The 24,933-nt window shown below is 44.1% G+C and carries 22 protein-coding genes; 14 read left to right on the top strand and 8 right to left on the bottom strand.

Annotated elements, in window-relative coordinates; genetic code table 11:
- Positions 1-18: 18 nt before the first annotated feature.
- From casB to IPM52_01440, 6 genes are all read right to left on the bottom strand, one after another.
- The gene (gene casB, locus IPM52_01465; protein MBK9290293.1) at positions 19-576 is read right to left on the bottom strand and encodes a type I-E CRISPR-associated protein Cse2/CasB; all 558 of its coding nucleotides are present in this window, start codon (positions 574-576) and stop codon (positions 19-21) included.
- Positions 577-590: 14 nt separating this feature from the next.
- The gene (casA, locus tag IPM52_01460; protein MBK9290292.1) at positions 591-2,216 is read right to left on the bottom strand and encodes a type I-E CRISPR-associated protein Cse1/CasA; all 1,626 of its coding nucleotides are present in this window, start codon (positions 2,214-2,216) and stop codon (positions 591-593) included.
- Positions 2,206-4,938: a CRISPR-associated helicase Cas3' gene (gene cas3 / locus IPM52_01455; GenBank protein ID MBK9290291.1), complete on the bottom strand. Its 2,733-nt coding sequence runs from the start codon at positions 4,936-4,938 to the stop codon at positions 2,206-2,208. The genes casA and cas3 overlap by 11 nt, the downstream gene beginning before the upstream one ends.
- A 72-nt stretch (positions 4,939-5,010) precedes the next feature.
- Positions 5,011-5,907: a WYL domain-containing protein gene (locus IPM52_01450; protein MBK9290290.1), complete on the bottom strand. Its 897-nt coding sequence runs from the start codon at positions 5,905-5,907 to the stop codon at positions 5,011-5,013.
- A gap of 640 nt (positions 5,908-6,547) precedes the next feature.
- Entirely contained in the window at positions 6,548-7,510 is a 963-nt protein-coding gene (gene nusB / locus IPM52_01445) for a transcription antitermination factor NusB (protein MBK9290289.1), read from the bottom strand.
- Between the two features lie 83 nt (positions 7,511-7,593).
- On the bottom strand, positions 7,594-9,558 hold the full coding sequence (locus tag IPM52_01440; GenBank protein MBK9290288.1) for a glycosyltransferase: 1,965 nt from the start codon (positions 9,556-9,558) through the stop codon (positions 7,594-7,596).
- Positions 9,559-9,731: 173 nt separating this feature from the next.
- Here IPM52_01440 and gcvT point away from each other — a divergent pair, with 173 nt between their 5' ends.
- The 8 genes from gcvT (at position 9,732) to IPM52_01400 (ending at position 17,483) form a co-directional block, all read left to right on the top strand.
- The gene (gene gcvT / locus IPM52_01435; protein MBK9290287.1) at positions 9,732-10,817 is read left to right on the top strand and encodes a glycine cleavage system aminomethyltransferase GcvT; all 1,086 of its coding nucleotides are present in this window, start codon (positions 9,732-9,734) and stop codon (positions 10,815-10,817) included.
- Positions 10,818-11,454: 637 nt separating this feature from the next.
- Complete coding sequence (locus IPM52_01430; GenBank protein MBK9290286.1) at positions 11,455-12,249, top strand: SDR family oxidoreductase; 795 nt, start codon at positions 11,455-11,457, stop codon at positions 12,247-12,249.
- Between the two features lie 175 nt (positions 12,250-12,424).
- Complete coding sequence (locus tag IPM52_01425; protein MBK9290285.1) at positions 12,425-13,813, top strand: AAA family ATPase; 1,389 nt, start codon at positions 12,425-12,427, stop codon at positions 13,811-13,813.
- Positions 13,810-15,174, top strand: a complete 1,365-nt coding sequence (locus IPM52_01420; GenBank protein ID MBK9290284.1) for a hypothetical protein — start codon at positions 13,810-13,812, stop codon at positions 15,172-15,174. The genes IPM52_01425 and IPM52_01420 overlap by 4 nt, the downstream gene beginning before the upstream one ends.
- Before the next feature lie 69 nt (positions 15,175-15,243).
- Positions 15,244-15,525, top strand: a complete 282-nt coding sequence (locus IPM52_01415) for a hypothetical protein (GenBank protein ID MBK9290283.1) — start codon at positions 15,244-15,246, stop codon at positions 15,523-15,525.
- Between the two features lie 4 nt (positions 15,526-15,529).
- Positions 15,530-15,895: an IS66 family insertion sequence element accessory protein TnpB gene (gene tnpB, locus IPM52_01410; GenBank protein MBK9290282.1), complete on the top strand. Its 366-nt coding sequence runs from the start codon at positions 15,530-15,532 to the stop codon at positions 15,893-15,895.
- Positions 15,896-15,942: 47 nt separating this feature from the next.
- Positions 15,943-17,349, top strand: coding sequence for an IS66 family transposase (locus IPM52_01405; protein MBK9290281.1), 1,407 nt, complete (start codon positions 15,943-15,945; stop codon positions 17,347-17,349).
- Entirely contained in the window at positions 17,346-17,483 is a 138-nt protein-coding gene (locus IPM52_01400) for a transposase domain-containing protein (GenBank protein MBK9290280.1), read from the top strand. Before IPM52_01405 ends, IPM52_01400 begins: the two co-directional genes overlap by 4 nt.
- A gap of 197 nt (positions 17,484-17,680) precedes the next feature.
- On the opposite strand, the gene IPM52_01395 is transcribed toward IPM52_01400, so the two are convergent.
- Positions 17,681-18,025 carry a helix-turn-helix transcriptional regulator gene (locus IPM52_01395; GenBank protein MBK9290279.1) on the bottom strand — a complete coding sequence of 115 codons (345 nt, stop codon included), beginning with the start codon at positions 18,023-18,025 and terminating at the stop codon, positions 17,681-17,683.
- Positions 18,026-18,144: 119 nt separating this feature from the next.
- Between IPM52_01395 and IPM52_01390 the strand changes: the two genes are divergently transcribed.
- The 4 genes from IPM52_01390 to IPM52_01375 all read left to right on the top strand — a co-directional run bounded on the left by IPM52_01390 (position 18,145) and on the right by IPM52_01375 (position 21,127).
- Positions 18,145-19,116 carry an SGNH/GDSL hydrolase family protein gene (locus IPM52_01390; GenBank protein MBK9290278.1) on the top strand — a complete coding sequence of 324 codons (972 nt, stop codon included), beginning with the start codon at positions 18,145-18,147 and terminating at the stop codon, positions 19,114-19,116.
- An 11-nt stretch (positions 19,117-19,127) separates the two neighbouring features.
- Positions 19,128-19,745 (top strand): NAD(P)-binding domain-containing protein, encoded by a 618-nt coding sequence (locus IPM52_01385; protein MBK9290277.1) that lies wholly within the window; start codon positions 19,128-19,130, stop codon positions 19,743-19,745.
- A gap of 291 nt (positions 19,746-20,036) precedes the next feature.
- Positions 20,037-20,321, top strand: a complete 285-nt coding sequence (locus IPM52_01380) for a tyrosine-type recombinase/integrase (GenBank protein MBK9290276.1) — start codon at positions 20,037-20,039, stop codon at positions 20,319-20,321.
- Between the two features lie 101 nt (positions 20,322-20,422).
- A complete protein-coding gene (locus IPM52_01375) occupies positions 20,423-21,127 on the top strand; it encodes a hypothetical protein (GenBank protein ID MBK9290275.1) in 705 nt (234 codons plus the stop codon).
- Positions 21,128-21,522: 395 nt separating this feature from the next.
- Here IPM52_01375 and IPM52_01370 read toward each other — a convergent pair whose 3' ends face one another.
- Positions 21,523-22,737, bottom strand: a complete 1,215-nt coding sequence (locus IPM52_01370) for a DUF1343 domain-containing protein (GenBank protein MBK9290274.1) — start codon at positions 22,735-22,737, stop codon at positions 21,523-21,525.
- A 9-nt stretch (positions 22,738-22,746) separates the two neighbouring features.
- On the opposite strand from IPM52_01370, the gene IPM52_01365 reads away from it, so the two are divergent.
- Positions 22,747-23,991: an ABC transporter permease gene (locus IPM52_01365; protein ID MBK9290273.1), complete on the top strand. Its 1,245-nt coding sequence runs from the start codon at positions 22,747-22,749 to the stop codon at positions 23,989-23,991.
- Positions 23,992-24,066: 75 nt separating this feature from the next.
- Entirely contained in the window at positions 24,067-24,525 is a 459-nt protein-coding gene (locus IPM52_01360) for a hypothetical protein (GenBank protein ID MBK9290272.1), read from the top strand.
- The last annotated feature ends 408 nt before the right edge of the window (positions 24,526-24,933 follow it).

Below are 24,933 nucleotides of genomic sequence, written 5' to 3'. Positions count from 1 at the left end.
TGTTCAATTTTAGATGGTTTAAATATTGAATTCTGACTTTTCATTGATGATGTAATAATCCTTTGCCCACTTGAACTGCACCTCTTTAGAAATGCCTTCCCAAGCAACAAAATCTTCCAGAAGCATGTAATAGTCAAGGCCGATTCCTTCATCACCGAGCTGAATCATAAGTTGCCTAATGCGAAATGGCAAATCTTCGAAATCGCTATTCAAAAGAGCCTGAAATCTTAAATCCAGACTTGGGGTTTCCTGACTATTGATTCTGATCATAATTTTGGTTTTCAACTGTCTTAGTGCAGCTCCCATCGACTTACCCACATCATGGCATGGGTTCAATGCAAAAAGACCTGCAAGTAAAAGCATTATCGACAAATCGCGATCGCTTACCTCCGAATCTATCCACATCCCTGTTTCTCTGAGTGCAATGGTTGCTGCATTTTCATGCGATAACGTTCTTTTCAATCTAGCCAAAGAGGCCTTTGCAGGTCCGTAACCATTACTGGCACGTTGTCCAAGTTTCGATAACTCGGTCACATAAAAGCTGTAGGATTCCTTCCTTTTATTTTTGTTTATCATATTATTATGAATATTTATCTGAGTTTTGCTTTAAAGAGAAATTTAGAACCCCATATAAAAGCACGTATTTTGCGTGTATCTTTGATATAAGGTTCATTTACAGCATAAAAGGTTTGTTTCGCATAACGATAAACCTTATCCTGCCAATCAAGAATTAACTTTTCAAGTCTTGACTGAGTTTCGTCGTGATCTGTATTATCTTGATTATGAAATATCATTGCTAATTCTGAGACGAAATCAGGATACGCAGCATTAAACCGATCAAGAAAACTCGTTTCCCAACCAAGACTTAGTGACAATGCGATAACTTGTTTATTATCTGGTTTCCCTGGCTCATTGCTTCCTGGTACGATTGGAGCCAAAACTGCTCTTGCTGTTTCTCTAATAGCACGACTAAGAATATCACGTTGTTTTTTTACAATTTCCTTTGCACTAATTAATATTGTTATTGCAATTCTATTATCAATTAAGTCAGGATATAATTGAATAAATTGTTCGCCCACAATGTTTATTTTTGCCTGATCCGTGTCTGAAAACACAATCCAAATTGGGATACTTGAAAACTTTTTGAAACCAATTCGCTGAAGGTTTCGCTTCAGAAAATTAAAAGTCAGAGGTCCACCTGGCATTTCTTTGCTTTTTCGTGTTATCATCAAGTAATCAAAATCGCGCCATGTTGATCGATCATGAGTAATGCTGAGACTTCTTAAAGTATTATCATTCGTTAAAAAGTATGCAAGATGAGGATCACTGGTTATTTCGGGTTCATCCTTAAATCCCTGCGAGTAATAAATTGCCCTGATTAAATTTCGTTCGCAATCGCCATTATCAAAGATTAGCTTCACTCTTTTTGATTGCCAAGTCAAAATATCAAGTATTCCGTAAGCCGGTCGTCTAAAGTGTATCTCGGGTAAAACCTGCCGCCATGCAGGAGGCAACTGCTTTTGTGAATATAGAAAGGTTTCGTTAATATGCCTGACCCGATCATCAGGTGGCATGTTTAGCATTATGAAACCGAAAAGTGTTTCATAGTGAATGAAAAAGAAAGTCTTGCCCATTAAAGGAGCATGGCTGAAGTTAAAAGGTTTGGACACTCCTCCTCCAGATGAAAATGCTTGAGTACAAATTAAGGCAATTGCTACTTTGTCAGCATTTATAGGAGGTTCATTCATCTCAAAGTTATGATCAAACAATGTAGCATTGTTTCCTGTTGCTTTATGTGCAAACAACCTGCTTAACTTAGAGGGCTTTACCCCATCAAGAGGCATCGGATGTTGATAGAATGGCTTATCAGGATGGCCAAGGTTGAAGGAACCGCAGTTAGGTTCAGTAAAAAAATAATTATTGATCAATATCGGATCAAATTTTCCTTGGTTCCATATCCTAAACCACGTCTCTTCATCATGATCTGCATTGAGCATATCAATGAAAATTGCCATCAGAAATCTGCACAATGCTACAGTTTCCAATAAATTTTCAGCTTGTATACGCTCAATAAGATGTGCATCTTCAAAAACCTGAATCAGACTCAGCTTTTTGATTTTTGATCCCATATTTTGGCTGTCACCCTCCCTGTAAACTACAGGTATCCATTGTTCAATTCTCAGATCATATTCACCCATAACAGTACTAATATTCATTCATTGATAGTCCATATTCTTTTGAGTAAAAAATACTGCCACAGCTTCCTACTCCATTTTTTTGTAAATCTAAAACAAGTATCCTGCCAGGGATACTAAATGATATTGTATCTTTTAAGTCGATTCTTGGACTTATTTCCTGAATTGCTCTAATTATCTGAATGTTTGAAATTCTAATGCTATTTTGCATCAATTTAATTGAAAAATCATTTCTTTTATTAGCATATGATTTAATACTTTCCTCTCCATTTTCATCAAAGAAAAGACAACCGGAAGCATCACGGTATAAAATATTCATTTCGATGCTCATTAGTCCTAATCTTGTATATGCTTGGAGATGATTGTCACTTAATTCTTCATCTGATTCATTTAAAAATACATCTCCATTCCAGATGCTTTGCCACTTATTTGGTGCTGGAATCGCATGTTTCTCAAATTCAGTTCTTGCCTTATGAATTTTATTCTTAAACAATTCTAATGCCTTGTAAATACTGCCTTTCGAATAAGGATATAAATTTAATAATTTATTGGCCTGCACTTCCCAATCCTCTTCATTATAAACCATTTCAATCAACTCTCGGTAATCATCTGGCAAAGACCACGTATTAGAAATCTTCAAAATATGATACGTTTTGAAAAGGATGAAAGCATCGTATACATCAAATTGGTTCAACCGTGTTCCAATATCATCTAATTCAGGCAATTCAGCATCCTTACCATCCTTTGTTGCCCAATAGAGTATTGGAGTTTCACATGCTTTAGGCCTTTCAATATTGTCATGGCGATGAATTCGTCCTGCACGTTGTAACAAAAGATCAACTGGCGCAAGATCACTGATCATTACATCAAAATCAATATCCATACTTTGTTCAACCACCTGTGTTGCAACTAGTAAAACCTTTACTAATGATTGCCGGCCTTTACCAAAGAATGCTTTAACCCTTTCCTCAATTTCTAACTTATGCTTATGTATGAAACTTGCATGAAATAATACTATATGTACGTCTTGTTGTTGATTTAATTCAACTAATATTTTGAAAATTTTCTGTGCACGTCTAACAGTATTACAAATAACTGCAACTGCCGCTCCTTGCATGGCATATTCAAAGGCACAAGTTCCAATAATATTTGGATCGGAATCGATGTATCTTAATTCAAGCCTGGTCTTCTTTCTTGTTTTAAAACCCTCGATAATTTCGATTCCCTTTCTGCTAGTATGGCAAACTAGTGGATAGTTATTAGACAATTTATTGTCACATTCATCATTACTTTGCCAACTCCTGAAAAAAGCATTTCTAAATGCAGACGGGAGGGTTGCCGATAAAAGTATCACATTACAATTCAACGCTTTAAGCCATTGCAGCATTCTATGTATCAAATGCTGCATGTATACGTCATAAGCATGTACCTCGTCGATAATTACTGTTTTACCAGATAAACCATACAATCTCAGAAAGAAATGTTTCACTTTCAAGACCCCTGTAAGTGCCTGGTCAACCGTTCCAAGTCCGTATGGCGCCATCAGACTTCGCTTATTGCTTGTAAGCCACGCTGCTGTCACAACGATACCATCTTCAGGATTCGTGCCATCAACGTTCTTTATCTTATTCCATGCATTAAATAATTCTATTTGTTTTGGCTGCAACAATGCTTTACCGTGTATGAGTCTGAAGTTAATAAATTTACCTGAAGCTTTAACATTATGTGCCAGCTTCAAAAACGCCAATAACCTTTCAATCATTGCATTGGTAGTTGCCATTGTTGGTAAGGCAAAGTAAAGCCCATTATTTGGTCTAAGTAACAATTGCTTATATGCCAAATATAAAGCTGCCTCTGTTTTTCCTTCACCGGCAGGAGCTTCAATTATTGTCAGGCTTGGTTCTTGAGTAATAGTAAGATTACCAGTCAATTCTTGTAGCTCACTTGCAATTAATCCTGGAAATAATTCCTTAAAGCTCTTATTGGAAAAGCTAGCAAGTATATCGAAACCCGATTCGGATACTGCCTTTTCTGCTGATGAAGCTGCTAAAATTAAATATTTCGAAAAATCAGATGGATTTTCTTCTTTTGGAAAATAATCTGCCATCGATGCAATCCAGTCAGCAAGCGTTGTTAAACCTGACAATGTAATGAAACCATTATGATTGAAATTAATCTTTGGAAAAATACTCTCGAAATTAATCCCAAATAGCGTCGACCAATTGTATACGAAATAATCTATAAGTTCGCATTGCAATGCCTCCCACATACAATCACCAGTGTCATAATACTCATCAATGTCAACAAAATTTGGTATTTTTCCATGATGAATACTGATTATTTTAGCAATTTCTAAAGTGCCAGTAGGCAGATTCCTTCTATCAATCCATGTTTTTATAATTTTGAATGAGGCGTAACCATGGGGTATCTCTGAAAACTGAACAAAACTAAGTCCAAATTCACGTTCAAGTACAATCTTTCTTTCGATAATTTTTGTTTGGAATGAAGGAGTTGCCTTACCAATGTCGTGCAGACTAGTCCAGAGTGCCACGATTGCTCCTGCGTTTTCTATGTTTGCGTTAAAAATCTTTGCGATTTGCTCTTTTCTATCTTGCGAAATATGATTTTTCCAAAGTTCAAGTACCACCAATCCTGTATCGGCGAAATGAGTCCATAGTGGTTTAACAATAGTTTTACCATTGTCATCAAACGTTTTTCCCCAGAGGTATTTAGCGGCTAACACTTCAGTGTTGTAGGTTTATAATTCAAGTTTCTCTCTGTAAATTTAGTATCCCACCTGCGACAAAACACGTCGTTACAACAAATTTTTCTTTAATTGGTCGTTCAGGTAAGCTTTGAATGACTTAGGCCCGAGCACTTCCACCTGGCCGGGTAGTCCGAGCACAAAGCGGCCCACGCCTTCGAAGGCGTACACCTTGCCCCGGAAAATGGTCTGTCCGTTTTCGTTGCGGACATACGGGATAGTGTCGGGATACTCTTCTACGAGCAGGTGATGGGCACGGCGGTTGAGTTTGAGGCGAACATTGATAGGTGTATGGCCACTCATGCCGAAGGCATCCACGCCCTGAGCCTGGTGCTTTTCGGCGTGCTGAAAAGCCAGGCCGGTAGGTTCGACATCTCCGATGCGTTCGGTTTTGAATTGTTTAACCATACCGGCGTGCACGTCGTAGGCCAGCAGGTAGCGGAAATAGTGCGAAAAACGGATGGGTTCCACCAGGTAGTCGCGTTCGGTGTGGCTGCTCATGCTATGGTAGCTGCGCAGCCAGATCTGTTCGTTTTGCCGGATGGCCTGCCTGACAGCCGAGATATGCCGGGCCACGGATTGTTTGTAGAGGGTTTCCGACAGGTTGTCGAGTTCGGTGAGGGCATACAGTTTATCGAGCAGCCCGCGGTGCAGTTCCGGTTTGATGGGCTGCGACAGCAGAGCTTCGCGCAGTATGGCCGCTTCCTCCAGGGTAAATACGATGAGTTCTTCGTGCCGCATGCTGCGTTTGTCCACACTTTCGATGCAATAACGGCCATCGCGCTGCGTGAGCAGGAAGCCCAGGTCGCGCACCAGCGCAAAGTAGCGCTCAACGGTGCGCCGGCTCAGCCCAAAATCGCGGGCCAGCTCCTCTTTCGTACTTCCCAGAGGCGAGCGCAAACGGGATAGCATCTGCAGAAAACGGAAAATCTTGCGGCTGTCGTCCATATGAAAACAGGATTACACTTGTCCAAATTATTGGTTTGGTTAATACTTTCTAAAAATAGGACTTTTAGTGAAGCTGACAAGCGTAGGACGATGAAAATTTTTCTGGTTGGAGGTGATTAGTGGGGCGACGAGGCGAGGGGGAGACGGGGCGAGGGGGAGAGGGGGAGACTTGGAGAGGGGGAGACGGGGCGACTGGGCGACGCGGCGACGGGGCGACTTGGAGAGGGGGAGATGGGGAGACGGGGCGACTGGGCGAGCGGGACTTCCTTAAATATGGAACGCTGATCCCGTCTAAGGCCGGGACACGGTGACACTGATCGGACTGATTAACGCTGATTCTTATCAGTGACCATCTGTTCAATCTGCGTCTTCAGTGTTCTATCAACAATAGAACGCTGATCACACTGATCGGACTGATTAACGCTGATTCTTATCAGTGACCATCTGTTCAATCTGCGTCTTCAGTGTTCTATCAACAATAGAACGCTGATCACACTGATCGGACTGATTTGCGCGGATACAACCATCGACAACCACCGACAACAACGACAACGATGACAACTACCGTCAACCTCCCGCAACCCGCACCTCGCAACCCGGAACTATCTTCACGTAACCCGCAACCCTCGAATCCCCTTCCCTACTCAATCAGCCCGCGGCCTGTTTTGCGGATGCGGCCGTTTTGGCGAAACTCACTCACCAGGCGGTCGAGGATGCCATTGACAAACACCTTGCTTTTGGAAGTGCTGAAATATTTCGAAATGTCGATGTATTCGTTCAGGGTCACTTTCACCGGGATGCTTTCAAAATGCGTAAGTTCGGTGAGGGCCATTTTGAGGATGATGACATCCATCACTGCAATACGTTCCAGCTCCCAGTTGTCCACAACTTTGGCAATCTCTTCGTCCCATTGCTTGCTGTTGAGGATGGTTTTGCGAAACAACTGTTTGACAAAATCCAGGTCTTCGTTGTCTTCGTCCTGTGCCGTCTTGATCAGGTCGGGCAGCGGGGTGTCAGGCCCGAATTCATCCTCTTTGAGGTGACGCACAAACATCAGCAGCAGGTAGGTCACCAGGTGGTAATCGTCAACGAAGTAGATGCTTTTTTCCTCGTAGTACGACTGAAGCAGTTCAAACTCGGTGAACAGGTTTTCGATAATAAAAAGCACCAGCTTGCGGTCTTCGGCAAAGCTGCTTTTCGGCTGGCTCATATAGAGCTTAAAAGCCGTGGTTTCGCGGAGCATGTTGTAGAACCTCCGCACCATCTCCTGCTCGTCGGCCCAGTTGATGTGATAATGTGCCTCTTTGCGCCTGAAGTCGCGGTTGTTATCGATGGCGGCAATCACCCGGTTTTCGACAAATCGCATATTCGGGTTGAGGTCCTCCCCGGTAGGCAGCAGCTTTTTCTTGTTCTCTTCGATCCGCCTCTCGGCAAACCTGACGAGCTCGGTGAGAAACGAGAGCTGATAGACAAAGAGTTCGTAAAGCTTGTTGATACTTTTCAGGAGTTGCTTTTCACCCTGATCCAGGCTGGTATTGCCTGATTGAAACCAGGCATAGAGTTCCTGTAAGACCTTCACCCTCAGGTGCCTTCTGCTGAGCATAAATGAACGATGGATAGATAATGTGGCTGCAAAATTACTTTAAATGCGGCTTGAGACAAAAAATAAAGCACAGGAAGCAGGTGTTAGCCTCCGGTGTACCTGAATGCCCTGAGGAAGATATTCAGGTCGGTGAGCACATGATAGTCTCTGGCATAGAGCAGGTTAAGGTGATCCAGTGTAGCCTGATCTGCACTGTTGCCTTCGAAGACCATGGCCGGACAGAGCACGCCTTTGCGCAGTGGCGGCAGCGCCTGTTGCCGGCCGGGCGTTTCGGCGCAGTATCCCACCCACGTCCGCTTGCCTGCAAGCACAAGCAGGGCGTTGCGCACTGCCCCCAGTGGTTTGTTGGCAAACCAGACGAGAAAAGGCGAAAGCCCGATAAGCACCAGCGAGGCAAGCACATCGAAAAGGCGCTTGTTGCGGCGGTTCACAAAGCTGTCGATGGCTTTGATACCCACGGTGTACAGGTCGCCGCGGGTATTGATGCTGTTGCTGCCGATGATGCTCAGGCTGTCTTGGGGTGCTATCTTGAAACTGATGCCCGGCCTGTGCCATTCGGTCATCTTGTTAATGATGGTGCGATGGTCGATATCGCGGGAGCAGAAGATGATTTCGTTGATGTTGTAGATAAGGATGATATCCGGCACCTGCGACAGTTCGCCAAGAAACTCCGGACTGTCGTTTATGGCCGTGCCTGAGCTGACCAGTCCGATAAAGTCGGTTTGCAGGCTGGTGCTTTTGAGAATCTGTTCCACGCGCCTGGCTTCGTCGGGACTGCCGATGATGAGGAAGCGTTTTTTTGCCACATCGCCCAGCAGAAAGCCATCGAGGCGCAGCAGGTGTCCGCTAAGGCGGGTAATTGCTTGGGCGCCCATGGCCCACAGCATACCCAGGATGATAAGTGCGCGCGAGAAACGCAGGTGCTCCGGCAGCATGGCATAAAGCACCAGGATGAGGAGCGTGCCGGCCATGATGCCCCCTATGGCTTTGCGCATGCGGTAGGGCTTGTCGTATCCGCCACCAAAATAGATGGCCAGTTCCCAGATGAGCACATACAAAGGCAACAGCCCGAATACCAGCAGATTGGGATAATCGCCGCCCTCGCGGTATATGGTCAGGTTGCCCCAGGCTGTTTTGATGGCAAACAGGCCCGCATAGATGAGCACGGCATCGGCCAGAGGCAGCGCCACCCGCCTGATGAAACGCGACATAAGCGCGACAAACGCCCTGAAATAAATAGCCAGATGGATGAGGGCAATGAACGAGCGCGCCCGCTGCTGACTGAAATGCTTGCGGGCAAAGATGATCATGGCGTTGTAAAACACAAACACATAGTTGACGCTGCTCTTTTTGGTGCTCTCGCCCTTGTAGTGGATGATGCGCGTCAGCGGGAAATAATAGTTCTTATACCCGGCCTTGATGATGCGGTACGACAGGTCGATATCCTCGCCATACATAAAGAAGGTTTCATCGAGCAAACCTATCTCATCGAGCACTTTACGTCTCAGCAGCATGAAAGCGCCGGCCAGAATCTCCACTTCGTGCACCTGGTCGGGATCGAGGAAACTGAGGTGATAGCGGCCAAAACGGCGCGACTTCGGAAAGAGGGCCGACAAGCCGAATATCTTGTAAAAAGCCGTCATGGGCGTGGGCAACCCACGCTTGGATTCAGGAAGAAACTTTCCCTGACCGTCGAGCATCTTCACCCCCAGCCCGCCTGCTTCGGGGTGCGCATCCATAAAGGCTATCGTCTTGCTGAAGGTATCGTCCTGAACCACAGTATCGGGATTGAGCAGCAACACATACTCGCCCTGCGACTGCACAATGGCCTGGTTGTTGGCCCTGCTGAAACCCACGTTGGCGCTGTTGGCAATCAGCTTCACCTCCGGAAACTTGCTCCTGAGCATGCGCAGCGAGCCGTCCACCGAGTTGTTGTCAACCACAAACACCTCGCCTTCAATGCCTTGCATAGCCCGGCGAACCGAAAGCAGGCATTGCTCCAGAAAATGCTCCACATTGTAATTGACAATAACAACCGACAGCTTCATAACTCATATTCGGCCCACGCCTGATGCCGCAACGGGGCCTTTTGCGCCGGCAAAGTACGCCAAAAAATCGCAAAATTACCTTCCGCATGCAGGGAATTGCATCGGGCCAGACCTTTAAAAAATCTAACTTTGCGGCAATAAACAAATCCGTCAAACCTGATCCTGCAAAATTTATGAAACGCACCGCACTCTATCACCGCCATGTGGCTATGGGCGGCAAAATGGTACCATTCGCCGGCTTCGAAATGCCGGTACAATTCGAAGGCGTGAACGTGGAGCACGAAACTGTGAGGCGTGCCCTCGGGGTATTCGACGTTTCGCACATGGGCGAATTCTGGGTGGAAGGTCCACATGCCGCCGAACTCGTTCAGAGGCTCACTACCAACGACATCAACGCCCTGTACGATGGTAAAGTACAATATTCGTGCTTCCCCAACGGAAAGGGAGGCATTGTGGACGACCTGCTGGTGTACCGCTTTTCGCCAGAGCAATATCTCCTGGTGGTTAATGCAGCCAATATCAACAAAGACTGGGCATGGGTGAACAGCCAGAACCACCATGGCGCGCTGCTGCGCAATGCCTCCGACCAAACCTCGCAGCTGGCCGTGCAGGGACCGCTGGCCCTCAAAGCCATGCAACAACTCACCGACACCCCGGTGGAAGACATGGAATACTACACTTTCAAGGTGCTGCGCTTTGCAGGCATCGACAATGTGCTGTTCAGTACCACCGGTTACACCGGAGCCGGAGGTTGCGAAATATATTTCGACAACAAGTATGCCGATACCATTTACGATGCCGTGCTCAAGGCCGGCGAAGCCTACGGCATCAAGCCCATTGGCCTGGCAGCACGCGACACCCTGCGCCTCGAAATGGGCTTCTGCCTCTATGGCAACGACATCGACGACACCACCTCACCCATCGAAGCCGGTCTTGGCTGGATCACCAAATTTACCGAAGGCAACAACTTCATCGACCGCGAACTGCTGGCCGCACAAAAAGCCAATGGCGTGAAACGACAGCTGCGCGGCTTCGTGATGGAAAAAGGCATCCCGCGCCAGCACTACGACATATGTAACGAGGCCGGACAAAAAATTGGTGAAGTAACCTCCGGAACCATGTCGCCCATGCTGAAAAAAGGCATCGGAATGGGGTATGTGGATAGCGCCTACGCCAAATTCGATAACACAATCTACATCAACATACGCGAAAAGCTGCTGCCTGCAACAATCGTCAAACTGCCCTTTTACAAAGGATAGGAGAAGCTGACGAGAGGGAGACGGGGAGACTGGGAGACTTGGCGACGGGGCGAGGCCGTGTCTCGGCGGCGACGACAGGAGCTGACGAGAGGGCGACGGGGCGACTGGGCGAAGGGGCGACTTGGCGACTGGCGACTGGGCGATTGGGTGAGTGGGCGACTGGGAGACAGGGCGAGGGGGCGAGGAGGCGAAGGGAAGACGGGGAGATGGGGCTACGATAGGAGCTGACGAGGGGGCGACTTGAGCGATAAGTGTTTTGGGTTTAAAGTATTGTTGCGACAAGTTTTGTCGTGGGATATGTGTATGTTTGGCAGGTGAGGTGAAACCCATTAGGTATACCATTGATTTTTAACATGTTAGAAATCCCTCTTCGATTTGTTAACATCTTGTCGGGGAGTATGGAGAAAATTGTAGCTTTACAGCGTGTGTATCAACTGACTAAGATGAGTAACCCAATGAGATATGGGTCTTTAGTACAAGCGGTGACTGGTTTTTCATTCAGCCCTATGCCTGTTGACCATGAAAGAAGACTGGAGCAGACATACATAAACACCCTTATTGGGCGGATTAGGATGAATTTGTCAGACCTATTAACGAGTTATAGGGCATTTTAAAAGACAACACCACAAAGACAAAAATGAGATTAAAAGATAAAATAGCATTAATAACAGGTTCTGCTCGTGGAATAGGACAGGCAACTGCTGAACTCTTTCACAAAGAAGGAGCTATTGTAATCGTTTCTGACATTAGGGACGAAGAAGGAAATGCTGTTGTGAAAAAATTAAAAACAAATGCTGACTATTTACATTTGGACGTTGGAAGTGAAGAGAATTGGTTAAAAGCAACCGAGTACATTACTAAAAATTACGGTCGACTTGACATCTTAGTAAATAATGCAGGAATAACAGGGTTCTTAGAATCATCGGGACCTTGGGACGCTGAAAACTCAGATTTGAATTCTTGGGAAGAAGTTCACAAAGTAAACTCAACAGGTGTTATGCTTGGCTGTAAATACGCTATCAGACTTATGAAAGACAAAGGCGGAAGTATAGTAAACATTTCTTCAAGGAGCGGTGTAGGGGGAATTCCAGGTGCTGTTGCATATGCTTCAAGTAAAGCATCCGTTAGAAATCACACAAAAAGTGTAGCCTTATATTGTGCAGAAAATGGATATAAGATTAGATGTAACAGCGTTCATCCAGCAGCTATTATGACACCAATGTGGGACGCTATGTTAGGAGAAGGAGAACAAAGACAAAGAATCATTGAAGATGTTGAAATTGGTATTCCAATGGGACACTTTGGAGAACCAATTGATGTTGCATATGGAATCTTGTATTTAGCAAGTGACGAAAGCAAATATGTAACAGGCATTGAATTGACAATAGACGGTGGAATTTTAGCAGGAAGTGAAGCAAAACCAAATAAATAAAGAAAAAACGCCCTATAACAGGCGTTTGGCTCAATGGCGGGTGAAGTGGTTAATTGAACATTCTACCTCGCATCAACTTTTGTGGTGTATTGACAGTTTTATGCTCCGAAATCCGCCACTGCGCCAAGCGCCAAACCGTTACCGGGCATTGTAAAACGACATTCAAACAACGAAAATGAGTATAGATAACATTAGACAATTCATAAAAGAAAAAGCTGAACAATTCGGTGCAAAGACAGACAACGAATTCAATAAGCCTTATGTTGAACGAAATAATACCGGGCAAGAAGCACTCAAAGACAACGGAGCTTATTTTGGATTTATTCACCCAGAAGAGGAAGCGTCAGGTCCTTTCCACGACTTTTCATTGACCATTTTTCCAAACGACCAAAACAAACCCTGGTTAGTTTGTCTTGGGATTGGTTCTAGTGGTTTTAAGAATGACTACGAACTCGCAACCTATCCTGGACTTAGAAGATTATTTTCGAAACTGACAGACGAAAGAGGATTTTGCAAATCAGACTTTTCTGACATAGACACTAGTCTGCCAAAATCAATCACTGGTAACCCAGACTTACAACACATAAAAAATACCATTAAAACTTACAGCAAAGTTTTACCAGTTTGCCAAATCGTTGACGACCCAGAAAGTGATGAAGGAAAACAAATTATTACAGCCTTTGTCGCAGGTTATGCGAAACTTAGAGACTGGCCTTCCAACAAAGACCATAGAAAGGCAGTTTCAGAAGCTTTAGAGCCATTTTTAAAGTCAGAAACAATTGATGAAGCAGAAGAAGTGAAAAATCTCTTAAACGAAAGAAAGTACATTGTTCTTCAAGGACCTCCAGGAACTGGTAAAACAAGAACAGCAAAAAGTGTTGCAAAAAAAATAGGTGCAAAAACCTTCTTTACTCAATTTCACGCTGAGACAAGTTACTCCGATTTTATTTTTGGCATTCGTCCTGACACAGATAACGAAGAACTGAGATATAAAGAAAATTTAGGCAGCTTCTCCAAGGCTTTAAAATATGCTGTTGAACACAGCAATGAGCAAGTCATCTTAATCATTGACGAAATAAACAGAGCTAATCTTTCCAATGTATTAGGACCTATTTTTTATTTATTCGAACACAAAATGGATGTCTCGAATGTTGAAATTGAAATAGCTCCCAATTTCAAAGTAGAAAAACTGCCTGAAAACTTTTTTGTTATTGCCACAATGAACACAGCTGACAGAAGTTTGGCCGTTGTTGACTTTGCACTAAGAAGACGTTTTGCCTGGTACACACTAAAGCCAAAAACCATAAAGTCGAGACAGTTTTTTAACGAAGACTTTGCCAGGATTCAAGAAATATTTGACTGGTATGCCTCAAGTACAGAATTGAACTTACAACCTGGTCAAGGCTACTTCATTGCAGACTCCGAAGAGGAAATGAAAAATCGTATTCGCTATGAAATATTTCCTTTGATTAAAGAATATTTACAAGAAGGTCTTTTGCGAAATGCTAAAGAAGAGTTCAATAACTATTTCTCAAATAGAATAAATCTATCACTTTTCGAATGACCAAGCCACTAGATGTTTTTTGCGAAATTCCTTGCCTGACTGAACAATCAAAACAGTTGGGTGGACTTGCTTTGCAAAAAAAGTGGTTCAAGTCAGTAGATAAAAGAATTATCGGTCAATACCTCCAGAAATTCATTGATTACAATTCTGAGCAATTTAAATTTCTTGGAGTTCAACCACACATCATTGGTTCAGACCAAAGTACCGCACTTACATTTCGTTCATCAGGTTTCATTGGCTCTATTCCTTTGAGGGCTTCTGACACAGGAAAGCAAATCGGTGATTTTGTAGTTATGCCTCGATTTACTGGGCGTGATAGATTTGAGGACTATATTGAAATTCTAAACCTACTAGGTACTGAAATTAGTCCAGAGGTGATTGATAGTTTACCATTGGCATCAGGTAAGAATTTCAGGCCACCATTTTATCTGGAGGCTGTAAAATTTATATCAGCTCTTGAAAAACTGACAATGAGACCGTGGAGAAAGTTTGACAACATTGAAAAAGTATCAAGTCAGCCTACTGGTGAAATAAATTGGACAAAATATTTAAACAATGAATTTAAAGTAGAAAACAGATTAAAGTTTCCAGCAAGAACAAACGTATTGAGTGAGTTTCATTCTGAATATTCAGAAATTAGATATGTCTTTGACATTTGTAAAAGTGAATTACTCTCTACCAATACACCGCATAGAATTAAGAATACTTTGCGAACCAAATTGAGTTTCCTTGAAGAACGATTATATCATCATAAACCAAAAGCAACCAATAAAATCACAATCCGATTTTCCGATACTCCAACTGTGAAAACCTGCAAAGAACAAGCTAATAGAATTTTAAACTTTAACCTTGTAGACAGCACAGCTTGGCGGGTAGACTTTTCAGATGTATTCGAAAAATTTATTCAACATATTTTTAAAGAAGCTGCAAAAGAAACAGGCGGACGACTTTATTCAAACTTTAAGTTTCATTCTAGGACTTCGAAGCATTATGCCTGGGAATTAAAGCATATCGAGCCGGACGCAATCTTTCAAAAAGAAAATATTTTGGTTTTTATTGACGCGAAATACAAATCTAATTTATACAACAAGTTTGACCAAAGTGAAGTCCTTAAAGAAGACCATCGGCACGACTTACATCAAATATTGGCTTACTCATCATTCAGTAAAACAGATTGTAAATATGGTTTCCTTTGTTATCCATCGGACCAAATCGAATTAAAAAGCATCCAGTATAAAAACGGCATTAACGAAGCGACAAGTACGATATTTATTTTGGGTGTACCATTAAAAAAAGACAGCATTAACGAGACAAAAAGAGTATTAACAAATGAGCTTAACGAAATTGAAAGAAGAACGTAACCCTTCGGCCACGAGCATATTTTAGGATGGGGTTGGGTTGCAGATATTTGCGCTTAAAATTTTTGGGATATGATTCGTAAAGAGCGCAAAGACAAAATGTTTTTTTTGGTTGAGCAGTGGGAGCAAAGTGGTCAAAGTCAAAGGTCGTTTGCAATGGCAAATGGGATGAAGCTTTACACATTTCGTTACTGGGTAAATAAGTATCGTTCAAAGGAGCAGGCAACTGGAGGCTTTGTGCAGTTGAATGGGCCATGTAGCACAAACCTGTTGATTCGTTATCCCAATGGCATTGAGCTTCATGTGCCGTTGTCTACCCCTGTATCGCTGCTCAAATGTTTAATCCGGATGTGATGATATGTTTTCCATTACTTCGGCAAGGTATTTTCTCTACCTTGAGCCAACAGACATGCGTAAAAGTTTCGACGGCTTATGCGGGCTGGTCACAAGCAAGCTTGGCCAAAACCCCATGAGCGGAGATTTGTACATTTTCATTAACAAGCCACGCAACTGCATCAAAATGCTTCGGTGGGAACCCGGAGGGTTCGTACTGTTTTACAAGCGACTCGAGCAAGGCAGGCTGCAACTGCCCAAACAAAGTATGGATGGGGTGAAAAACCAGATGCTCGACTATAGCCAGCTGGTGATGATAATCAATGGTATTTCAATGGAAAATGCAAGAAAAAACAAGCGATTTTATCGACATGATTTTGTTGGAAACTAAGGTTTAAGGCGGTCATTTCCAGCAGGTTGATTCTGTAATTTTGCCCTATGGCAAGCACAGAAACAATCACTATTTCCAAAGCAGCACATCAAGCCTTACTGGCCGAGCTCAATATGCTTCGTCAAGAGCTTGCACGGCATAAGGACATGGTATCGGAATATGATGCGATGGTGGTCGAGCCCAAGCTGCTCAAGCATGAACTTGCCCAGCCCAAGCGTATGCTATTTGGTGCAAAGAGCGAACGGTTTGTGGCTGCCAATCCCAATCAACTAACCCTTTTCGAGCTGCCGGAACCTCAGAAACCGGAGCCCCAGACCCAGCAAATAAACTACACCCGTACAAAAGCCGGGCAAAAAGACAAGCAACAACCGCTTCGTCTTGAACTTCCGGCCCATTTGCCACGCAAACAGCAGGTCATCGAACCACAGAACCTTCCTGAGGGCGCCCGCTTCATTGGTAATGCCATCACGGAGGTACTTGAATACGAGCCTGGCAGCATCTATGTCAGGCAGATTGTGCGCCCCAAGTATGTGCTTGGTCAGAACCAGGAACAAACACAGATAGCCATAGCCGAGCTTCCGAGCCTGCCTATCGAGAAAGGTAATGCCGGCGCAAGCATGTTGGCTCACCTGATAGTGAGTAAATACGCAGATCACCTGCCATTTTACCGTCAGGTACAAATGTTCAAACGTCAGAAGCTTCAGTTGTCAGAGTCAACCATCAACGGATGGTTCAGCGCCAGCTGTCAGTTGCTTGAACCGCTATACCATAGCCTTGTGGCAAAAGTTCAATCCTCGGGCTACCTTCAGGCCGATGAAACGCCCATTGCAGTATTGACAAAAGACAAGCCGGGCTCAACACACAAAGGTTACCTCTGGGTGTACCACGATCCGATGGAGCGCCTTGTGGTATTCGACTACCAAGCAGGGCGCGGACGCGAAGGCCCGGAGAAGTTTTTGAAAGACTTTAGCGGAGTGCTTCAAACCGATGGTTATGCAGCATACAACGGATTAAGACTCAAAGGCCATATCTTGCAACTTGCCTGCATGGCACATGCCAGACGCAATTTTGAAAAGGCATTGGATAACGACAGCCAACGGGCTGAAACTGCCCTGTTGCTTATAGGCAAGCTATACCAGATTGAGCGCATGGCAAAAGAGAATCACCTGAACCATGATGAGATAAAAATCCTCAGACAGCAACAGGCCCAACCTGTGCTTGAGCAGTTGCATCGGTGGCTCAGTGAGCAACATGCCTGTGTCTTGCCCAAAAGCGCCATTGGCCAGGCCATCACTTACATGTTGACCCTTTGGCCAAGACTGATAAGATACCTCGATGACGGACGATATCAAATGGACAACAACCTGATTGAAAACACCATACGTCCTGTAGCCCTTGGCCGAAAAACTATCTGTTTGCAGGCTCGCATGAGGGAGCAAAGCGCGCAGCCATGATTTATTCCTTGTTAGCCACTTGCAAACTCAATGAAGTAGAACCTTTTGGCTGGCTCAGCCATACCCTCGAGGTACTTCCAGACCACCCGGCCAACCAACTGTACAAACTACTCCCAATAAAAAATCCAAAATAACAAGCAACACGCTCGTGGCCGAAGGGTTACGAAGAACAACGACCCGGTAACACACGTTTGGCGTCATGCGGGGTGACGTGCTCACATTCAAGTTCAGTTTTTCAATTGGACTTTAGTGCTGGGTTGAAAGTTTTAAGCTTCGAAATCCCGCACGAACGCCAAGCGTGGGAACGTTGTAGGTAAGCATAAAAGACCGACTACCCAAACACTTTTTCGTCTTTGATTTTTTGTCCCCAAACACACAAGTCTTGCAAAATTGGGGACAGACTTTTACCAAAATCTGTAAGACTGTATTCAACTCTTGGCGGAACTTCTTTGTATATTTCTCTATGAATTAATCCATCATCTTCCAATTCACGAAGTTGTTGGGTTAGCATCTTTTGGGTTACTCCACAGACCAACTTTTTAAGTTCCCCAAAACGTTTATCCCCTGTAAAAAGATGCCCCAAGATAACAACTTTCCATTTGCCACCAATGACATTCATTGCCGTTGTTAGCGGACAATCAAAATATTTTTGAGTTTTTTTAATTTTTTCTTTCATATAAATCATTGATTTTCAAAATTAGTTACCTTTTAGTAAGTATAACACTTTTAAGTGTCTACTTGCAAAAGTAATACTATTGAACGAATTTTGCAACATCAAATTTTTAAATAAAAAAAATGATGAACAAATTCAGTATTCAAATTATGCTTATCGCAGCTTTTTCTGTGATGCTTTTTAGTTGTAAAACACTTAAACAAACAAACAAAATGGAACAAAAATTTTCAGGAATTGTCGTTTTTGGCGATGGCTTAAACGATATGGGCAAATGGGGGAAACTTACTGATTACAAGTATCCACCTGCCGAAGTAGGCTTTTATGAAAGTCGTTGGACAAATGGTAAAGTTTGGGTGGAACACTTTGCCGAAAGTCTAAACTTACCTATTTCATTAGACAACAATTATGCAATGGGTGGGGCAACCACAGGTTTATACAACATCAATGAGCCTTTGAAACCAGCCTTAAAGTTAGACGAGAAAACACCGCTTTTGGGAATGTTGGCACAGGTGCAAACTTACCTTTCATCAAACCCCAAAATTGACGAGAAAACCTTGTTTGTACTATGGGCAGGCGGACACGATATTGGCAATTATTTGGAATATGGTCAGCCCGACTTAGCACAATATCCACCAGCCAACAATTATAAGCAAGCCATTGAACTTTTGGTAAAAGCAGGAGCGAAAAATATTTTTGTCGGCACAATGCCCGATATGGGATATAGTCCGGGTTATTTCGGTACAGACAAACAAGCAAAAGCCTCTGAACTATGCCAAACCCTCAACAAAGGTTTGCAAGAAATTGAAGATAGTTACAAAAATTCGTCAGTAAAATTTTTCAAATTTGACGGAGCAGCCGTTTTTGCCAACGTAGGTATGAACCCAGCAAGGTATGGTATTAAATATGTTGATGCATACCTACCAATAGACATTATTAATTTTATGCAACCTCTGGAAAAAACCAATGTGCCTATGCCAAATAAGGAAAAAGGATTAAATCCTGATGAATTTATGAATTGGTGGGCTGTTTCGGCAAGTGCCAAAGTGCATAAAATCATAGCAGACGAAGCGGTAAAATTTATTAACTCAAAATAATTACAAACAAAATGAACATAGCAATTATAGGCACAGGTAATGTTGGTGGTGCTTTGGCTACAAAATGGGCAAAAGCGGGTCACAACATTTTTCTTGGTGTACAAGACACAAAAAATTTTAAAGGGCAAAAGCTTCTAAAAAATGCGAACACAACTGTTCATTCTATTCAAGAAGCAGTAGCAAAATCGGAAGTTATACTTTTGGCAACACCTGCAAAAGCAACGATTGAAGTAGTTAAGTCATTGGGGGACACATCAGGCAAAGTTGTTATTGATGCTATGAACATCATAATGAAACAAGGTCCTGATGGATTTAGTAATACTACCGATGCTATTCTTGCTTACACTCAGACTAAAGACGTTGTAAAATGCTTTAATACAACAGGTTTTAACAATATGGAAAATACTATCTATAGTGGAGTTTCAATAGATTTATTTGTTGCAGGCGAAAGCGAAAAAGGAAAATCAATAGCAAAGCAGTTAGCCCAAGATGCAGGTTTTGCTGATTGTTACGACATCGGTGGCAACGATAAATTTGAACTAATGGAGCAGTTTGCTTGGTTTTGGATAAACTTGGCAATGTTTCAAGGACAAGGACGAGACATTGGTTTTAAACTACTGAAAAGATAGTATGCCTGCCTACAACAGCGGTAACCGTTGCACAACCTCACAAACTTTCTGTTTTCTCCTCTTAAAATTTTTTGCTTAATAATTTTAGTATTGCAATAAGCCTATACGGTTTATGTAAAACAGAATGCCATCCTGAACCCATTTCTACGTATAGCGATAATAAGGTTAGATAATCGTTGAAAAGCATAAAAATCGATGCCGGCATGTCGTCCCGTGGCTAACTTTACAGCCTTAACTGAAGTTTGGCGATGCTTAGTGATGAACCTGAGGTATTTTTTCAGGTTGTAGCAAGTGGCCGCCAAAAGCACGTGTTTGTTGGCAGATCAGACCCTGAACACTATTGTTAAGAAATCGGCCCTGAAAGCTGGCATTAAGAAACAAATCTCCTTTCACACACTCAGGCACTGCTTTGCTACCCATTTGCTCGAAAAAGGTGTAAACCTCCGGCTGATCCAGCAATTTCGCGGGCACACTTCACTGAAAACCGCTGCAGGGTATCTTCACCTGGTAACTATCGACCCCGGCAGCTCAGTCCAACTTCTATTTATTCATCATTTCCAACGTTTTTCTGTTTAACCCACATCAGGCATTTGAATTCTTTCGCCTTTGGATTATATTTGAATGGAGACGATGAATAAAATGCTTATCGTTAGGCACTAATTCGAAAGGAGGTTTTTATGTTTAATAAAGATAAAATTGAAATCATTAAATCAAAGGGAAATTCAGGAGCTGTTTCGTCTTATAAAGACAATCTTTTAATTCCTCACAATATTATTTGGCCACCTATCGAAATTGTTGGCCGTTTATACAAAAGCAATCATCTAGATGATTTTGATAATTCAGTACAATCAGAATTGATTAAAGAACTAGGATATTATACTGACTTGCAATCCATCAATTCTGAAGATGCGCTTACATGGTCTCTTTTTGGGTATATATCTAAACAAAACAATGAAGTAAGGACTGATTTTTTAAACGAATTATTGAAATATTTAAAATATAAAGATAGTCAAAAAAACTGTAATATAAATTTGTGGACGAGATTGCCTCATCCTGATACTTTTGTTTCCGGTGGTCCGGAAATAGATGTTTTTATTCAAAGTGAAGAATATATTATTCTCATTGAATGTAAATATAAATCACAAATAGGACAGAATCAGGGTAAAGATAAGGATAAAGATCAAATACAAATACGTAAGGAATGGGCTAATAAAATAGGGAGTAAAATATTTCCTAATCATGTAATTATAACATTATTAGTTGGATTAGATGTGGTTGATGATTCTATTGCATTTATAAACTGGGAAAATTTGATTGCGTTTAAAAGCATTCCACATAAAAAAGAGTTAAAAGATTATTATAATTGGAAGAAATCCTTGTAAATATTCTTCCGGCACTGTACCTAACAGAGCTTATGTCTTCACTCGGCATTCGCCTCATTTCGACATTCGTGGACAGACTGCGTTGCAGTCAGTCACATACGCTCGAAACGTTAGGGTGCAAACTTTAAAACTTACCAGAATGACAAAAAATCATTCTCAACTTGTTGAGCGGCTTCTCTGTGATATGCAACTCAGAAATTACAGTCAGGAACCATACATACTTACGGCGAGCTGATGTCGAAGGCAGAAAACTTCGTTCAACTGCCTGTTGACAAAATTATGATCATTCCGGACAAATCCGGCCGGTGATTCCGGACAAAAGTCAGCCAATCAACTGTGCAAACTAGTCCTGATAAAAATCCAAAAAAACAAGCAACACGCTCCTGGCCGAGGGGTTACTCATAATCCGGATAAAGCAGATATTTCTTCCTTAGCTGCAAAAACTGTTGCAGGCCTGGCTGCCAGCTTTGGCGGATCTGATCTTCAGGCAGTCCGGTGGCAATTTGCCCGCGCAGGCTGGAATTGCCCGCCAGATTATCGAAAAAATTATTGAAAAACCTGTGCCTGCCGCTTAGCTGACGGTAGGCCGATTGCAGCCATTCCAGCCGGAGTTGAGGTTTGTGGTCAGCAAAATTTTCGGCAAATTCTGTGAGGTCCTGTCCGTGACACAACACATTCATATGCAGTGGATTAAGCGCTGCTCCCGGCGTAGAAACCGGCGTAAAGCTGAAGCTCCCCTTTTCCATGTGGGGATGACCGTACACACGGAAAGGGGTGGGTGTTCCCCGTCCAACGCTCACCACTGTGCCTTCAAAAAAACACAAGGAAGGATACAGGTAAACCGACTTCCAGTCGGGCAGATTAGGCGAGGGTCGCACCGGCAACTGAAAAATCATATCGCGCTGGTAACCAAGCAGCGGCACAACAGTGAGCCGGCAGCGCAGCCCATTCCCGAGCCAGCCTTCGCCATTCACCATCAGGGCATACTCGCCTATGGTCATGCCGTAAACCACCGGCACAGGATGCAAACCCACAAACGAACGGCGCTCTGGCTCAAGCACAGGGCCATCCACATAAAAGCCGTTGGGGTTTGGCCTATCGAGCACCACCACGGGAATGTCGTTGGCAGCGGCAACTTCCATCACGTAGGTGAGTGTGGAGATATAGGTGTAAAACCTCACCCCCACATCCTGAAGGTCGAAGAGAATGACTGAAACATCTTTCAGGTCGGCATCTTTGGGTTTTTTATCCCTGCCGTACAATGAGATGACAGGCAGACCCGTCTGCGGGTCTTTCGAATGTTCCACCCATGCACCCGCATCCTGGTCGCCCCGGAAACCATGCTCAGGCGTAAAAATCTTCACCACCTTGATGCCTGACTCGCGCAGCACATCCACCAGGTGCCTCCGGCCGATGATACCGGTCTGATTGGTCACAACAGCCACATTGCGGCCTTGGAGCAAAGGAAAATACTCACTGGTGCGATGCGCCCCCGGAGTGATCTGGTTGTAGGATACAAGACGGGGAGTCACATAGGTTTTCTGTGCTGTGGCACACGATGGCATCAAAAACAGCAGGAAAAGGGCAGAAAGGGTGTGTAACTTAAACATTGTCTATTTTTGCCTCGCAAAGATAACATGCAGCTCGAGACTTTTATTGCACGGGGTATGCTCCGCCGGCGCAGAGGCGGAATGAGCGCAGGCGTCATCAGGCTGGCGGTGTTCAGCGTGGCGCTCGGCCTGGCGGTGATGGTGCTGTCGGTGGCTGTGGTGGTCGGTTTCAAACAGCAGATCCGCGACAAGGTGATCGGATTTGTGGCCCATATAGAGATCGAACCCCTCTCGACCAATTTCTCCTACGAAGAGACGCCCTTTGTACCCGACAACAAACTGCTTCAGACCCTACGCGCACATCCCGATATCCGCGCGGTGCAGGCTGTGGCACAAAAACCCGGACTGGTCAAAACTCAGGATCAGATTCAGGGCGTTGCGCTGAAAGGCGTGGACAACAGCTACGACTGGTCGTATCTCGGGCAATACCTTGTCGAAGGCTTCATTCCCGATTTTGCCGATTCCAGCCAGGCCAACATGGTTTTGATCTCCTCCGAGCTCTCGCGCAGGCTTGGCCTGCAAACCGGCGATGCACTGCGCATGTGGTTTGTAAGTGGCGAACCACCAGCCGCCAGGGGACGACGTTTTGAAGTGGCCGGCATCTATCAGACCGGTCTGGCCGAATTTGATGAGCGTTATGTATTTTGCCACATTCGTCACATCCGCCGGCTGAACAACTGGGAAGAAGGCATGGTGGGTAGCCTCGAGATCAGCCTGCACGACATCAGTAAAATTGACCAGGTGGCCGAAGAGCTCTATTTCAGTCTTCCGGCCGAACTCACCACACAAACTGCCCGTGAACGTTTCCCCCACATCTTCGACTGGCTCGACCTGCAGGACATGAATGTGATTATCATCATCATCCTGATGGTGCTGGTATCGGGTATCACCATCATCTCCACCCTGCTCATTCTCATCCTCGAACGCACCTCAGCCATCGGTATGCTCAAGGCCATGGGCGCTGACAACAAGCTCATCAAACGTACATTTTTGATCCTATCGGCCAGAATTCTCCTTCGGGGTATGCTTTGGGGCAACCTGATTGCCATTGCGCTCATTCAATCGCAACTGCACTTCAGGATTTTCACCCTGCCCGAAGAATCGTATTATCTCACCCATGTGCCGGTATATTTCAGCCTCTGGCACCTGGCTATGATCAATGCTGGAACGCTCCTGCTCTGGCTGGCCAGCCTGCTCATACCCACACAAATCATCACCCGGATCTCTCCCGCCCGGGCCATCAGGTTTGCCTGAAAAATTTGTCAAAAAAATTTTGCTTGTGTGTTTCGAATAACTTTATTTTAGGGGCTCGTAAACCAAAACCATCCTATGGACCAAGAGGCCATCATCATTGAACCTTTGAAAGGCTGTTCCGGCATACCCTTCGGACTTCCGGTAGAAGAGCTCATCGCCAGGCTTGGCGAACCCGAAGAAATTGACCACCTCGACACCGACGACCAGATGAATACCATTGTGCTGCATTACTGGGACATGAGTTTGTCGGTTTTTTTCGAGGGCACTTCCCAACCGATACTTTCATGCTTCGAAACCGACGACATCGAAGCCCTTTTATATGGCAAAAAAATTTTCAGCCTCAGCCGCAACGAGATCATCAGCCTGATGAAAGAGAATGGCTTTGCGACCTATGAACTGGAAGAAGAGGAAGGCGAGCTCCGCCTGAGTTTCGAAGATGCCCTGCTCGACCTGTTTTACGACGGCGACGAACTGCTCGCAGTCAACTGGGGCGTGTATGTGGACGAATCCGGGAACATCATCATCGATTTCTGAGCACCAGCACTTTGTCCACCCGACGAAATCCTCCCTCAGGGGGAGCGCCCTGCGCATTTCTTGCGTTAACCTAACATGCAGCCATCCGGTTCTAGTACATTCATTTTGAATGTGTAGTTCTCTTAGAGTTGCGATTTGAGTACTACAAACTTTCGCTTTACGAGAGGATAATTTTTGTGCCCTTGCGCATGGGGGTTTAAATTGACATCTGTCCAATCCTTACGAAACCCTGCCAGTAATCCCGGAGCAAATCCTGCCACTTTTAAGTGGAAAATCTTCGACAAGGAAATGCTACATCAATCATATCATCCTTCATTGGCCTGCGACCTATGCAGACCTACCCGTAAACCATTGCCCTGCGCAACTCAAGGTTGTCCCCGGTGGCAACACCTGCATCTGTCACCACTT

This window comes from Bacteroidota bacterium (assembly GCA_016715945.1).
In the GTDB taxonomy this organism is placed as follows: domain Bacteria; phylum Bacteroidota; class Bacteroidia; order Bacteroidales; family F082; genus JALNZU01.
The sequence above is the reverse complement of the archived record's forward strand: the minus strand, read 5'-3'. Positions and strand labels throughout refer to the sequence as shown.